Origin of the sequence: Streptomyces sp. NPDC091377, from assembly GCF_044757045.1 — a bacterium.
GTDB lineage: Bacteria > Actinomycetota > Actinomycetes > Streptomycetales > Streptomycetaceae > Streptomyces.
This window is the reverse complement of sequence record NZ_JBIVUE010000014.1, coordinates 206349-219696: the sequence shown is the minus strand read 5'-3', so window position 1 is coordinate 219696 and position 13348 is coordinate 206349. Positions and strand designations below refer to the sequence as shown.

Below are 13348 nucleotides of genomic sequence, written 5' to 3'. Positions count from 1 at the left end.
ACCGGCTCGCCCTGCGCGGCGGGCTGACCGACGGGTGGTGACGACGCGCCGAGGGGCGCACCCCGGATGTGGGTGCGCCCCTCGGCGTACGTCAGTTGTGGCCGAACCTCTTCTGCCGGCCCTTGCGCGCGACATCGCCCGGCGTCACCTGGGAGGCCCGCTGTTCCGCCTGCGACTCCAGCGAGGACTGCTGGGCGGACTGCCGTTCTCGCTCGGACTGAGGCTGCTTGCGATCCTGCTTCTTGTTCTTGGCCATGGTGATCTGCCTCCTGCGGGGGATCTAGGGGCCAGGGCCGGGACCAGATTCACATAGGCTGACAACGATCGCATTTCGGATAATTACCCTGTGTAACAGGAGGGGTGACAGGGAGGGACTCCGAAACGCCACGCCGAAGATCGAGTTCCGGCCGTTAACCTCCGCGAGGTCGGGCAGACTCGAAGAAAGCTCCAAGCAAACCTCCCAGGAAGAGGGTGAGTCGCGTGGACCGCTGCATCGTCCTGGTGGACGCCGGGTATCTGCTGGGGGCCGCCGCGAGCCTCCTCGCCGGAGAGCCCTCCCGGTCCCGCATCACCGTCGACCACACCGCCCTCATCCAGGGCATCCGCGAACGCGCCGAGGCCGACACCCGGCAGCCCCTGCTGCGCATCTACTGGTTCGACGGCGCCCCCGACCGGGTGCCCCAGCCCGAGCACCGACGACTGCGGGTGATGCCCCGGGTCACCGTCCGGCTCGGCGCGCTCACCCGCAGCGACGGGCGCTGGGCGCAGAAGGGCGTCGACGCGGCGATGCACGCCGAGCTGACCGAACTGGCCAGGAACCGGGCCTGCTCCGACATTGTTCTGGTCACCGGTGACGGTGATCTGCTGCCCGGGATGATGGCCGCCAAGGAGCACGGCGTCGCCGTCCACCTCTGGGCCGTGCAGGCCGCCGACGGTGACTACAACCAGTCCGAGGACCTGGTCGCCGAGGCCGATGAACGGCGGGTCCTGGACCGGGCCTGGATCACCCAGGCGGTACGGGCGAAGGAGCTGACCGGGGTGTGCGCGCCGCAGCCCGCGCCCCGGCCCGAGATCGCCGCGATCCTCTCCGCGCCGCTGCCCGAGGGCGCGCTCTCGGCGCCGGAGCGGCCCGCCGACGAGGCGCCGCATGCGCACCCCCACCCTCACCCCCATCCGCATCCGCATCCGCACCCCCATCCGCATCCGGCCGCGGACCGGCCCGGCGGGGGCGAGGAGCGGGTGCCGGCAGCCAAGGGGGTGCCGACCCCCAAGGACCTGGCCGCGCTGCGGGCCCCCGGGGCACACACGGAGAAGCCGCATCCCGCGTCCGCGACGCTGCGGTGGTCCTCCGACAAGGGGTGGGTGGACCGGCCCGGCACCGCCGCGGAGCCGCCCGAGGTGGCGGCCATGCCGACGCTCGCCCAGGTCACCACGGCGGAGCAGCGGTGGGCCGACCGGGAGGAGGACATCACGACGGTGGGCGGCGACCCGTACGAGGTCGGTCAGGTCTTCGCCCGACGCTGGATGTCCCGGCTCGGGGAGCAGGGGCACTTCCAGCGGCTGTCGGGGATGTATCCGCGGATCCCGCACCGGATCGACGGCGAACTGCTGCGGTATGCCGCGCGGTTCGGGTTGCTCGCGCACAAGGACGACCAGATCGACGAGCATGATCGGTACGCGATCCGGGCGGGGTTCTGGCGTGAGGTGGATGTGAGGACGGAGGCGGATGTCGTCGCCGGGGAGTAGGTCGGTGGGGGTGGGGTGTTGTGGGGGTGCGGGGGGTTGGGGGGCCGTGCGCGGTTCCTCGCGCCCCTGGGGGCTTGGGGTGGGGTGGGGTGTGAGGTGCGGGGGATGTGAGGGGCTGTGCGCGGTTCCTCGCGTCCCTGGGGTGGGTTTGGGTGGGGTGTTGTGAGGGTGCGGGGGGTGTGACGGGCCGTGCGCGGTTCCTCGCGCCCCTGGGGTGGGTTTTCGGGGGCTCGGGGTGACCCGGGGAAGGGGGTGGGGTGGGGGACCCCGTAGGCTGCTCCCTTGTGAATACGCGCGCGGCATCGGTCATCCCCGGCAGGGGTGAGGTCGTGTGTGCGGTGCGGGGGCTGAGCAAGACGTATCCGGCGGTGCGGGGGCGGCGCGGTGAACCGGCCACTCCCGAGGTGCGGGCGGCCGACGATGTACGGCTTGAGGTGCGGCGCGGGGAGATCTTCGGGCTGCTCGGGCCGAACGGGGCCGGAAAGTCCACCGTCGTACGGCAGATCACCGGTCTGATGCGGCCCGACCGCGGCAGTGTCGAGATCCTCGGCCACGACATCGTGCGCCACCCCGAGCGGGCCGCGCGGATCCTCGCCTACCTCGGGCAGGAGTCGACCGCGCTGGACGATCTGACCGTCTCCCTCGCCGCCGAGACCACCGGACGGCTGCGCGGCCTCGATGTGAAGCGGGCGCGGGCCGAGCGGGACGACGTACTCGACGAACTGGGGCTCGCGCCGATCGCCGGGCGGGCCCTGAAGAAGCTGTCCGGCGGGCAGCGGCGGCTGGCGTGCTTCGCCGCCGCGCTGGTCGGCGAGCGGCCCCTGCTGGTGCTGGACGAGCCGACCACCGGCATGGACCCGGTCGCGCGGCGCGCGGTGTGGTCCGCGGTGGACCGCCGCCGGGCCGAGCGCGGGACGACCGTACTGCTGGTCACCCACAACGTCATCGAGGCCGAGACCGTGCTGGACCGGGTCGCCGTCCTGGACCGGGGCCGGGTGATCGCCTGCGACACCCCCACCGGGCTCAAGGAGCGGGTCGCCGGCGAGGTGCGGGTGGAACTGGTGTGGCGGGACCGCGCGCCGCTGGACGTGCCCGAGGTCGCCGCGCTGCGCGAGGGCGCGCAGGAGAACGGCCGGCGCTGGACCCTGCGGCTCGCCCCCGACGAGGCCCGCGCGGTCGTCGCCACCGTCACCGGCGGGGCCGCGTTCGCCGCGCTGGACGACTTCACGCTCGCCACCCCCAGCCTGGAGGACGTGTATCTGGCGCTGGGCGGGGGAGCGCGGCAGGGACTGGTGAAGGCGTGAGCGGCGGCCGGACGGACGGCGCCGGTGGCGGTGGCGGCCGGGACGAGCGGCCCGCGCGGATGAGCGTTCCGGGGCCCGCGGCCGTACGCGTGTCCGTGACCACGACGAGCCGGGCCGCCGCAGGAGTGGACCCCGGGAAGGGGAGCAGCGCGACGTGAGTGTCGTACCCGCAGAGGTGCTGCCGAGCAGTGCCGCGGCCACGAAGGAACGCCCCCGGGGCGCCGCCGCCGAGCTGGGGCCGCGGGCGCGGCTGTGGCCGTCGATGGCGGCCGTCTACCGGGCACAGCTCTCGCGGGCGCGGGTGGCGCGGATCCCGCTGCTGTTCGTGGCGACCTTCCAGTCCGTCGGCATCCTGATCATGATGCGGGGGGTGGTGGACGGCGGCAGCCAGGCCGAGGCCGTGGTCGCCGGCTCGGCCATCCTGGTCGTCGCCTTCGTCGCGCTGAACCTGCTCGCCCAGTACTTCGGCCAGTTGCGGGCCACCGGCGGGCTCGACCACTACGCCACCCTGCCGGTGCCGCCCGCCGCGGTGGTGCTGGGCGCGGCGGGCGCGTACGCCTCCTTCACGGTGCCCGGCACCATTGTGACCGCCGTCTTCGGCTGTCTGCTGTTCGGGCTGCCACTGGCCAACCTCTGGGTGCTGCTCGTGGTGATCCCGCTGGCCGGGGCGGCGCTCTCCGGGCTCGGCGCGGCCCTCGGGCTGCTCGCCCCGCGCCCCGAGCTGGCGACGCTGCTCGGGCAGCTCGGCATGTCGGCGGCGCTGCTGCTCGGTGTGCTGCCGCCGGAGCGGATGCCGGAGCCGGTGCGGTTCGCGCGCGATCTGCTGCCGTCGACGTACGGCGTCGAGGCGTACGCGCGGACCTTCTCCGGCCGGGACCAGTGGGCGTACGTCCTCGCCGACCTGGGGGTGTGCGCAGGGGTCGGGGTGGTCTCGCTGGCCGTGGCGACCTGGGCGTACCGTCGGGCGGCCGTCCGGTGACGCGCCGCACAGGCGGGCCTGGCACGATGTCAGAGTGAGCGCTCCGTTGACACCACCCACGCCGCCGCACGACGAGTCCTCGCACGGCGGGTCCGGCGGCGCATGGCACAAGCCGACCGGCACCGGGCACGGCGGCCCGCAGGACGCGGGGCAGGGCCCCGGCCTTCCCGCGCACCCCGCGCCGCTGGAGCACACCGACCCGGACGGGCCCGAGCTGCGCACCGAGATACGCGAGGCCGCGGTGGTCCTGGCCGTCCTCGCCGTGTGCGGGGTGCTGCTGGGGGCGCTGTGGTCCTGGCTGGCCCCCCGGCTGCCGCTGGTGGGGGACGTGGTGGACGACCGGTGGGTGGTCTACGTACGGGACACCGAGGGGGAGCAGGCCATCGGTGTGGACGGCACGTTCACCCTGCTGGCCCTGGGCTTCGGTGCGGTGACCGCGCTCGCGGCGTTCCTGTGGCGGCGGCGCGGCGGAGTGCCGCAGGTGCTCGCGCTGGGGCTGGGCGGACTGGTCGCGTCCTTCGTCGCCTGGCGGGTCGGCATGTGGCTGGGTCCCCCGGACGACGTACTGGCCCAGGCCAAGGCGGCAGGCCAGGGCGGCACCTTCTCCGCACCGCTGGAACTGGGCGCCAAGGCAGCCCTCCTGGCCTGGCCCGTGGCCGCGCTCCTGGTCCACCTGGGCCTGACGGCCCTGTTCGCCCCGAGGGACGAAGAGCCGCCACCACCGGTCCTGTGAGGCGGGGGCGCCCCGGTCGCGCGGGTCGGTCTACGCCGGGCGTCTTCCGTGGTTGGCGCGATGCTTCCGGATCCGCCACTTCCGCTTGCGTGTCCTCTTCGACATACCTCTTCTGATTAACCGAAGAAGCCGGGCGCGTCGAGGCCCTAGACGCGTCCGATGGGGGCGAGGACCGCGTCGGTCAGGGCCGCCAGGTCGGTCGGCGCCACCTCGACCTCCAGCCCCCGGCGCCCCGCCGAGACGCAGATCGTGGAGTGGCCGGAGGCCGACGCGTCCAGCACCGTAGGGAGCTTCTTGCGCTGGCCCAGCGGGGAGATACCGCCCCGCACATATCCCGTCGTCCGTTCCGCCAGCGCCGGATCGGCCATCGCCGCCCGCTTGCCGCCGACCGCAGAGGCGAGGGCTTTGAGGTCCAGCGAGCCCGCCACCGGCACCACGGCCACCGTCAGCGCGCCGTCGACGTCCGCGACGAGCGTCTTGAACACCCGCTCGGGTGACACCCCCATCGCCTCGGCCGCCTCCTCGCCGTACGAGGGACGGGACGGGTCGTGGTCGTAGGAGTGCACCGTGTACGGGACACCCGCCGCCGTGAGCGCCACGGTCGCGGGCGTCCCACCGGACTGCCCTTTCTGCCGCTGCTTCTGCTGCATGTGCTGTTTCTGCTGCTTCTTCGCCATTCGCCTCTGCCGGTCTCCGCCAGGTCTGCCAGGTCTGCCAGGGCCCTCGGGTCCTTCAGGTCCCTCGGGTCCCTCGGGTCCCTCAGGTCCCTCAGGTCCCTCGGGTCCTTCAGGTCTCTCAGTTCAGGCTCGTCGGGCCGCGCGTCAGCTCCGACGCGGGCAGGGAGGGCAGCGTACGGATGATCGCGGTCTCCGAGCGAAGGAGTTTCAGCTCGTCACGCAGCCGGGACGCGGCGTCCGGAGCCTGTAGCAGCCGTTGCTTGGTCGGGGTGTCCAGCATCATCGCGGCGGCCACCAGGTACGACACCACCTGCGGTTCGTCCGGCAGTTCCGTGCCGCCCGCCAGCGACCGCTCGCGCGCCCCCGCCAGTCGCTTCTGGTAGGCCCGGAACGCCCGCAGCACCCCTTCCGCCAGCGCCCCGGCCTCGTCGCCCGGCTCCTCCGGCAGGGTCTCCAGCTCGCCGGTCAGGAACGGACCCGACGCGTCCACGGACAGCAGCCGTACCCGGTTCGTACCGGTCGCCAGCACCTCGAAGGTGCCGTCGGGTCGCTCCCGGATCGTCGCGGCGTCCGCCACACAGCCCACGGCGTGGAACGCCTTCTTGGGGTCGGGGCCGAAGCCCGCCGCCGGGCCGCGCTCGGGCAGCGCGGTCGGGTCGGGCAGGCCGGGCGCGGTCGGCGCCACCTCGTGGCCGTCGCGGATCGCCAGGACGGCGAAGCGGCGCGGTTCGTCCTCAGGTGTCTTGAGCAGGCTGCGCAGCAACGCGCGGTAGCGCTCCTCGAACACGTTGAGCGGGAGCACCAGCCCCGGGAACAGTACGGAGTTCAGGGGGAAGAGCGGGAGCCGGACAGTCGTCACGCCGCAGAAGCCTAGTGGCCGCGGCGGTGGGCGCGTCCGCCGTGCCCACCTGATGGAAGGACGGGCAGGGTCCGCAGCTCGCGTCGGGCCAGCAGAAACAGGCCCAGCGGGTCGTCCGAGACCCGGTCCCAGGGGAACGAGGTGGCGTACGGACCGATGAGCCGGAACTGCTCCAGCGCGTCCGCCCGCCGGTCCAGCCGGATCAGGACATGGGCGAGGACATTGCGGATCTCGGCGGGCCACGGGTCCGCCGCGGCGAAGCGCGCCGACAGGGTGACGGCCCGGTCCGCCGCCGCGTCCAGCCGGGCCCGGGACACGGCCGCCCCGCAGCCGTCGGTGAGGTATGCGAACGCGGCACGCACCGGCAGCGCCTGGAGCAGGGAGTCGGGCGGGGCGTCGTCGGCGGCGGGCTCGGCGAAGTCGAAGCACTCGCGGTGCGAGCCGTGCCAGTAGGCGGCGAGGTACTTGAGGGCGGCGACATGGCAGCCGTAGTGGTGCGGGGCGCGGCGCACCGCCTCCGCCCACAGCCGCTCGAACGCGGCGTGCCCGGCGTTCGCGCCCCGCGCCCGGTCCAGCGCGAGCCGCCACGGCACCGGGTCGTGCGGTACGGCGTCGGCGGCGGCGCTGACCAGGGGGCCGGCCGGGGCGAGCAGTTCGGCACGGGCGGGGGAGCCCCAGACCCGGCCCACCGCGAGCTGAGCGGCGACGAGCAGGGCGTCGGGGTCGTCGGGCGCGGCGGAGCGCCACTCCTCGAACCACTCGGTGCGGGCGCCCGCGAAGGCGGCGAGGCGACGCGCGTAGCGATCGCGGTTCTCCCACTGCGCGCCCGCGCGGGTGGCGGCCAGCAGTCCGGCCGCCGCGGCCCACTCGCCGCGCCCCGCGCCGACCAGGGCGGGGCCGAGCCGGTGGTCGGGCACGTCGAGCAGCACCTCGTCGTCGGCCGGCAGTCCGGGCGGGAGGTGGTCGGTGGACCGGCGCTCGGGGCTCCGGGCACTCCGGGCACCGCGGAGGAAAGGGGGCAGCAGAGCCATGGTGTCGACCATTGAAAGTCCGCGCGTCGCGCCCGCGCCAGCCCCTCCACACAACCTCCGGAAAGTTGTACGCGCCTGGGTCAAAGCCGGGTAAAGAGCGCAAGGGCGCCGCCGAGAGGGAACGGAACGCGCCGGTCCGCCGACCCGCCCACCACCACGCCGGTCCGCCCACCGCCCGCCACCCGGCCGGTCCGCCGAGCCGCCCACCGCCCGCCACCCGGCCGGTCCGCCCGCCACCCGGTACCCGTCCGGTCCGCCGACCCGCCCACTCACCCGGCACCCGTCCCGGCGGGCGGGTGTGTCAGCCCCTGCGCAGCAGCCGGGTCGCCCCCGCCGCCACCGTCGTGGCCAGGATCCAGCCCAGCAGGATCAGGCCCGTGGAGAGCCATTGCCAGGTGCTGTCCAGTTGCCACAGGCCCGTCTGGCCCAGGTCGATGACCGGGAGGAGGAGGTCCAGGGCGAACAGGGCCGGGTTCCAGGGCGGGTCGCCGGCGCTGCCGCCGGGCCGGGGCTCGCCGGCGTAGGCGAAGGCCAGTGAGCCCGCCGCCCACAGGACCGCCATCCAGACCGCGGCCCGCCCCGGGCGGTAGCCGTAGGCCACCGTCAGGTCCTGGGCGAAGCCCCACAGCTTGGCCGCCGGCGGCAGCGTCTCGCGGCGCCGCCGCTGCTTGGCGAGGAGCACCTCGCGCGCGTCCTCGTCCTCACCGCTCGCCCGCAGCACCGCGGCCAGCCGCTCGTACGGCTCCGGGTTGTACTCGGCGGTCGCCGCCGCCACCCACGCCAGCCGCTCGGCCAGCGGGAACGGACCCTGCGGCACCAGGTTCTCGTAGCTGAAGCCGCCCATGTGCAGACTGCCGGGACCCGGCCAGGCGCTGGCCCGGTCCACGAGGTTGACTATCCGCGCGCCCGACAGCACCACCTTGCCGCGCTGCGGACGCTCACCGAGGAAACGCAGCTCCGGCACCTGCGCCCGCCGCAGCGACAGCTCCTGGTCGTCCGTGAAGGTGAACCGCGCCCGCTCCAGGTCCACCGCGTCCCCGAACCGCCCGTCGTCCAGCCGGACCCCGCCCCGGCACTCGAAGCGCTGCATCCGCGTCCCGCGCGCGGGGGTCCGCCCGCTCATCTGCAGGCCGCCCAGCCCCGCCGGGGTCAGATACAGCGTGCGCTCGACCGTCAGCCGGGGCGCGTTGAGCGCGAGGCGCGAGTACGGGTTGACCAGCCGCGCGCCGCGCAGACTCAGCGAGACACCGACCGTCGCGCTGCGCAGACTCAACTCGCCGTGCGACTCCAGCATCTCCGCCTGGAGGTCCTGGCCGACGCTCATCCCGTCCGCCGCGATCGACCGGCCGCTGCGGTCCCGGTACACCACGGCCTGGTTCAGCAGCAGATCCGTGCCGATCTGCGCGTCCGTCAGCCGTACCCCGTTGTGGAACCGGCAGCGCGGCAGATGCAGATCGCCCTCGGTGTGCAGCCGGGCCGCCTCCAGCCGCGGCACCGAGCAGTCCACCAGCCGCACGGTCCGGAAGCGGGCCTCCGGCAGCAGCACCTCGCGATCGAACCGGCAGCGCCGCAGCTCGACGTACGGCTCCACCGTCCCGCCCGCCAGGTCCAGCGTGCCGGTGATCCGCACGCCGGTCAGCTGCAGCGAGGAGACCCGGCCGGCGAGCGCGGGCGGCCCGTCCAGCAGCAGCCAGCACACGATGCGCGCCCGCACCGTGCGCTCGGGTCCCCATGGATGCCCGCCGTGCGGGTCGTCCACCACGGCGTCCCCGCCGCTCAGGTCGTACTCGGTGCCATTGCGGAAGGCCAGCCACATGCCCGCCTCCGCCGCTGTCAGGTCGTCCGGGAGTTCCCCCTCCCGGACGTCGGACCCCTCGGTCACGGTGTGTCCTTCCTCCCCGTCCTCTCTTGCCTTGCGCCACTTCAGTTCGTACAACCGTTCATGCCCACTGGGTGACGGATTGAACGCGGAGAGTGAAAGAGATCTTCGTATTCTCACAGCGCGTCACCGGCGGCCAGGCCGGCCCCTGACCGGAGGGGCCGGTGAGGCGCACGGGCTCTGTATCAACCATTGATACGCGCGGACGACGCCCTTCGGCGGTCTGAGAGAATTGGGCCTGTGATCTCCCGAATCGATCTGCGCGGCGACGCCCTCCCCGAGGGCCCCGCCCTGCGCGACCTGCTGCCCCGAGCCGACTTCGACGTCTCGGCCGCCCTGGAGAAGGTGCGTCCGATCTGCGAGGCCGTGCATCATCGGGGCGACGCGGCGCTGATCGACTTCGCGGAGACGTTCGACGGGGTCACGCTGGAGCGGGTCCGGGTGCCCGCCGAGGCCATCGCCGACGCCCTCGCCACCCTCGACCCGGCCGTGCGCGCGGCCCTGGAGGAGTCCATCCGCCGCGCCCGGCTCGTCCACCGCGCCCAGCGCCGTACGACCCACACCACCCAGGTCGTGCCCGGCGGCACGGTCACCGAGAAGTGGATCCCGGTCGACCGGGTCGGGCTGTACGTCCCCGGTGGCCGCTCGGTCTACCCGTCCTCCGTCGTGATGAATGTCGTGCCCGCGCAGGAGGCCGGGGTGCCGTCCCTCGCGCTCGCCTCGCCCGCGCAGGCCGACTTCGGCGGCCTCCCGCACCCGACGATCCTCGCCACCTGCGCCCTGCTCGGCGTGGACGAGGTCTACGCCGCGGGCGGCGCCACGGCCGTCGCGATGTTCGCGTACGGCACGGAGTCCTGCCCGCCCGCCGCCATGGTCACCGGCCCCGGCAACATCTGGGTCGCCGCCGCCAAGCGCTACTTCACCGGCCGGATCGGCATCGACGCCGAGGCCGGCCCGACCGAGATCGCGGTCCTCGCCGACGACACGGCCGACCCGGTGCACGTCGCCGCCGACCTGATCAGCCAGGCCGAGCACGACCCGCTGGCCGCCGCCGTCCTGGTCACCGACTCCGTCGAACTCGCCGACGCGGTGGAGAAGGAACTCGCCCCCCAGGTCGCCGCCACCAAGCACGTGGACGACCGGATCGTCCCCGCCCTCCAGGGCAGGCAGTCCGCGATCGTGCTGGTCGACGGCGTGGACGAGGGCCTGCGGGTGGTCGACGCCTACGGCGCCGAACACCTGGAGATCCAGACCCGCGACGCCGCCGCCGTCGCCGACCGGGTCAGGAACGCCGGTGCGATCTTCATCGGCCCCTGGGCCCCCGTCTCGCTCGGCGACTACGCGGCCGGGTCCAACCACGTCCTGCCCACCGGCGGCTGCGCCTGCCACTCCTCGGGCCTGTCCGTGCAGTCCTTCCTGCGCGGCGTCCACGTCGTGGACTACACCCGGGACGCGCTCGCCGAGATCGCCCGGCATGTGGTGACGCTGGCGGAGGCGGAGGATCTGCCCGCGCACGGCGCGGCGATCAAGGCGCGGTTCGACTGGAAGGTCCCGGAGAGCAAGTGAGCGGCAACGACACCCGGTCCCCCCGGTCCGGCCCCGGCCCCGACCTCGACCCCGACCCCGTACAGGCCGAGGCCGCCCCCGTCGGGATCGACGACCTCCCCGTCCGGGACGAACTGCGCGGCAAGTCCCCCTACGGCGCCCCCCAGCTGGACGTGCCCGTACGGCTGAACACCAACGAGAACCCCTACCCGCTGCCCGAACCGCTGGTCGAGCGGATCGCCGAACGGGTGCGCGAGGCCGCCCGGACCCTCAACCGCTACCCGGACCGCGACGCCGTCGAACTGCGCACCCGGCTCGCCGCGTACCTCACCGACACCGTCGGGTACCCGGTCGGCCCCGCCAACGTGTGGGCGGCCAACGGCTCCAACGAGGTCATCCAGCAACTGCTCCAGACCTTCGGCGGGCCCGGCCGCACCGCCATCGGCTTCGAACCGTCGTACTCGATGCACGCCCTGATCGCGCGCGGCACCGGCACCGGCTGGATCTCCGGACCGCGCCGGGCGGACTTCACCGTCGATGTCGCCGCCGCCGAGCGGGCCATCGCCGAGCACCGGCCCGACGTCGTCTTCATCACCACCCCCAACAACCCCACCGGCAACGCGGTGCCGCCCGAGACCGTGCTCGCGCTGTACGAGGCCGCGCAGACGGCCGGTCCGTCGATGGTGGTCGTGGACGAGGCGTACGTCGAGTTCAGCCACGGCGACTCCCTGCTGCCGCTGCTGGCGGGCCGCCCGCACCTGGTGATCTCCCGCACCATGTCGAAGGCGTTCGGCGCGGCGGGCCTGCGCCTCGGCTACCTCGCCGCGCACCCCGCCGTCGTGGACGCGGTCCAGCTCGTACGGCTGCCCTACCATCTGTCGGCCGTCACCCAGGCGACCGCGCTGGCCGCCCTGGAGCACACCGCCACCCTGCTCGGCTATGTCGAGCAGCTGAAGACCGAACGCGACCGGCTGGTCGCCGAACTGCGCGCCCTCGGCTACGAGGTCACCGCGTCCGACGCGAACTTCGTACAGTTCGGGCGGTTCGAGGACGCCCACGAGGTCTGGCGCCGGATCCTCGACCGGGGCGTGCTGGTCCGGGACAACGGCGTACCGGGGTGGCTGCGGGTCACCGCCGGGACGCCCGAAGAGAACGACGCGTTCCTCGACGCGGTCCGTGAGCTGAAGAAGGAGCAGAACCCATGAGCCGCGTAGGACGCGTGGAACGGACGACCAAGGAGACGTCCGTCCTGGTCGAGATCGACCTCGACGGCACCGGAAAGGTCGAGGTGTCGACCGGGGTCGGCTTCTACGACCACATGCTCGACCAACTCGGCCGGCACGGGCTGTTCGACCTCACCGTGAAGACCGAGGGCGACCTCCACATCGACTCCCACCACACCATCGAGGACACCGCCCTCGCGCTCGGCGCCGCCTTCAAGCAGGCCCTCGGCGACAAGGTGGGGATCTACCGCTTCGGCAACTGCACGGTCCCGCTGGACGAGTCCCTCGCCCAGGTGACGGTGGACCTGTCCGGGCGCCCCTACCTCGTGCACACCGAGCCCGAGAACATGGCCCCGATGATCGGCTCGTACGACACGACGATGACCCGGCACATCCTGGAGTCCTTCGTCGCCCAGGCACAGATCGCGCTGCATGTGCACGTGCCCTACGGGCGCAACGCGCACCACGTCGTGGAGTGCCAGTTCAAGGCCCTGGCCCGCGCCCTGCGCTATGCCTCCGAGCGCGACCCGCGCGCCGCCGGAATCCTCCCCTCCACGAAGGGCGCACTGTGAACGGGACCGCCACCCTGCTGATCGTCGCCGGTCTCTTCCTGGCCGGCGGTGTCTACTCCTTCGCCAAGCAGAAGATGCCCAAGAACCTGATCGTGCTGCTGTCGGTCGGCGCCGCGATGTGCCTGGTCGCCGGTGTGCTGCGGCTGGAGGTGTGGAATTGACCGCGGCGAGGAGCGTCGTCGTCCTCGACTACGGCTTCGGCAACGTGAGGTCCGCCGAGCGGGCCCTCGCGCGCGCGGGCGCCGACGTCGAGATAACCCGTGACTTCGACAAGGCCATGAACGCCGACGGGCTGCTCGTACCCGGCGTCGGCGCGTTCGCCGCCTGCATGAACGGGCTCAAGCAGGTGCGCGGCGACTGGATCGTCGGGCGGCGGCTGGCCGGCGGACGCCCGGTCATGGGCATCTGCGTCGGCATGCAGATCCTCTTCGCGCGCGGCATCGAGCACGGCGTGGAGACCGAGGGCCTGGACGAGTGGCCCGGCACCGTCGAGCCGCTCCAGGCCGAGATCGTCCCCCACATGGGCTGGAACACCGTCGACACCCCACGGGGCTCCGCACTCTTCGCCGGCCTGGACGCGGACGCGCGCTTCTACTTCGTGCACTCCTACGCGGTCCACGACTGGAACCTGGAGATCACGAACCCGACCCTGCGCGCCCCCCTCGTCACCTGGTCCACCCACGGCAAGCCCTTCGTGGCCGCCGTCGAGAACGGCGCCCTGTGGGCCACCCAGTTCCACCCCGAGAAGTCCGGCGACGCCGGAGCCCAGCTCCTCACCAACTGGATCGGAACCCTCTAGC

Annotated in this window: 14 protein-coding genes; 9 read left to right on the top strand and 5 right to left on the bottom strand. The window is 73.4% G+C overall.

What is annotated here, in order from left to right:
* Positions 1 to 91 precede the first annotated feature (91 nt).
* Positions 92 to 256, bottom strand: coding sequence for a hypothetical protein (locus ACIQNG_RS27975; protein ID WP_401427141.1), 165 nt, complete (start codon positions 254 to 256; stop codon positions 92 to 94).
* A 224-nt stretch (positions 257 to 480) separates the two neighbouring features.
* Between ACIQNG_RS27975 and ACIQNG_RS27970 the strand changes: the two genes are divergently transcribed.
* The 4 genes from ACIQNG_RS27970 (at position 481) to ACIQNG_RS27955 (ending at position 4762) form a co-directional block, all read left to right on the top strand.
* Complete coding sequence (locus ACIQNG_RS27970; RefSeq protein WP_401488790.1) at positions 481 to 1746, top strand: NYN domain-containing protein; 1266 nt, start codon at positions 481 to 483, stop codon at positions 1744 to 1746.
* Between the two features lie 329 nt (positions 1747 to 2075).
* Entirely contained in the window at positions 2076 to 3050 is a 975-nt protein-coding gene (locus tag ACIQNG_RS27965) for an ABC transporter ATP-binding protein (protein ID WP_401427815.1), read from the top strand.
* A gap of 154 nt (positions 3051 to 3204) precedes the next feature.
* The gene (locus ACIQNG_RS27960; RefSeq protein WP_401427144.1) at positions 3205 to 4029 is read left to right on the top strand and encodes an ABC transporter permease; all 825 of its coding nucleotides are present in this window, start codon (positions 3205 to 3207) and stop codon (positions 4027 to 4029) included.
* Positions 4030 to 4063: 34 nt separating this feature from the next.
* Positions 4064 to 4762: an AAA family ATPase gene (locus ACIQNG_RS27955; RefSeq protein WP_401427146.1), complete on the top strand. Its 699-nt coding sequence runs from the start codon at positions 4064 to 4066 to the stop codon at positions 4760 to 4762.
* Between the two features lie 146 nt (positions 4763 to 4908).
* Here the strand turns inward: ACIQNG_RS27955 and ybaK are convergent, their stop codons facing one another.
* From ybaK to ACIQNG_RS27935, 4 genes are all read right to left on the bottom strand, one after another.
* The gene (ybaK, locus tag ACIQNG_RS27950; protein ID WP_401427148.1) at positions 4909 to 5439 is read right to left on the bottom strand and encodes a Cys-tRNA(Pro) deacylase; all 531 of its coding nucleotides are present in this window, start codon (positions 5437 to 5439) and stop codon (positions 4909 to 4911) included.
* Between the two features lie 118 nt (positions 5440 to 5557).
* Positions 5558 to 6298, bottom strand: a complete 741-nt coding sequence (locus ACIQNG_RS27945) for an LON peptidase substrate-binding domain-containing protein (RefSeq protein ID WP_401427151.1) — start codon at positions 6296 to 6298, stop codon at positions 5558 to 5560.
* A gap of 11 nt (positions 6299 to 6309) precedes the next feature.
* Positions 6310 to 7329, bottom strand: coding sequence for a hypothetical protein (locus tag ACIQNG_RS27940; protein WP_401488787.1), 1020 nt, complete (start codon positions 7327 to 7329; stop codon positions 6310 to 6312).
* Positions 7330 to 7630: 301 nt separating this feature from the next.
* A complete protein-coding gene (locus tag ACIQNG_RS27935; protein ID WP_401427155.1) occupies positions 7631 to 9211 on the bottom strand; it encodes an oxidoreductase in 1581 nt (526 codons plus the stop codon).
* 237 nt (positions 9212 to 9448) lie between these two features.
* On the opposite strand from ACIQNG_RS27935, the gene hisD reads away from it, so the two are divergent.
* Genes hisD through hisH form a run of 5 tightly spaced genes read left to right on the top strand, consistent with a single transcriptional unit; the run spans position 9449 to position 13347 of the window.
* Positions 9449 to 10774, top strand: a complete 1326-nt coding sequence (gene hisD / locus ACIQNG_RS27930; RefSeq protein WP_401427157.1) for a histidinol dehydrogenase — start codon at positions 9449 to 9451, stop codon at positions 10772 to 10774.
* The gene (locus tag ACIQNG_RS27925; protein WP_401488784.1) at positions 10771 to 11958 is read left to right on the top strand and encodes a histidinol-phosphate transaminase; all 1188 of its coding nucleotides are present in this window, start codon (positions 10771 to 10773) and stop codon (positions 11956 to 11958) included. The genes hisD and ACIQNG_RS27925 overlap by 4 nt, the downstream gene beginning before the upstream one ends.
* On the top strand, positions 11955 to 12548 hold the full coding sequence (hisB, locus tag ACIQNG_RS27920; RefSeq protein ID WP_401427163.1) for an imidazoleglycerol-phosphate dehydratase HisB: 594 nt from the start codon (positions 11955 to 11957) through the stop codon (positions 12546 to 12548). Before ACIQNG_RS27925 ends, hisB begins: the two co-directional genes overlap by 4 nt.
* Positions 12545 to 12709, top strand: coding sequence for a hypothetical protein (locus tag ACIQNG_RS27915; protein ID WP_401427166.1), 165 nt, complete (start codon positions 12545 to 12547; stop codon positions 12707 to 12709). Before hisB ends, ACIQNG_RS27915 begins: the two co-directional genes overlap by 4 nt.
* A complete protein-coding gene (gene hisH / locus ACIQNG_RS27910; protein ID WP_401427168.1) occupies positions 12700 to 13347 on the top strand; it encodes an imidazole glycerol phosphate synthase subunit HisH in 648 nt (215 codons plus the stop codon). The genes ACIQNG_RS27915 and hisH overlap by 10 nt, the downstream gene beginning before the upstream one ends.
* The last annotated feature ends 1 nt before the right edge of the window (position 13348 follow it).

Bases quoted from the DNA above. Each gene is read 5' to 3' on its own strand.
- ACIQNG_RS27975 (WP_401427141.1), bottom strand. From the start codon at position 256: ATGGCCAAGAACAAGAAGCAGGATCGCAAGCAGCCTCAGTCCGAGCGA.
- ybaK (WP_401427148.1), bottom strand. From the start codon at position 5,439: ATGGCGAAGAAGCAGCAGAAACAGCACATGCAGCAGAAGCAGCGGCAG.
- ACIQNG_RS27940 (WP_401488787.1), bottom strand. From the start codon at position 7,329: ATGGCTCTGCTGCCCCCTTTCCTCCGCGGTGCCCGGAGTGCCCGGAGC.
- hisB (WP_401427163.1), top strand. From the start codon at position 11,955: ATGAGCCGCGTAGGACGCGTGGAACGGACGACCAAGGAGACGTCCGTC.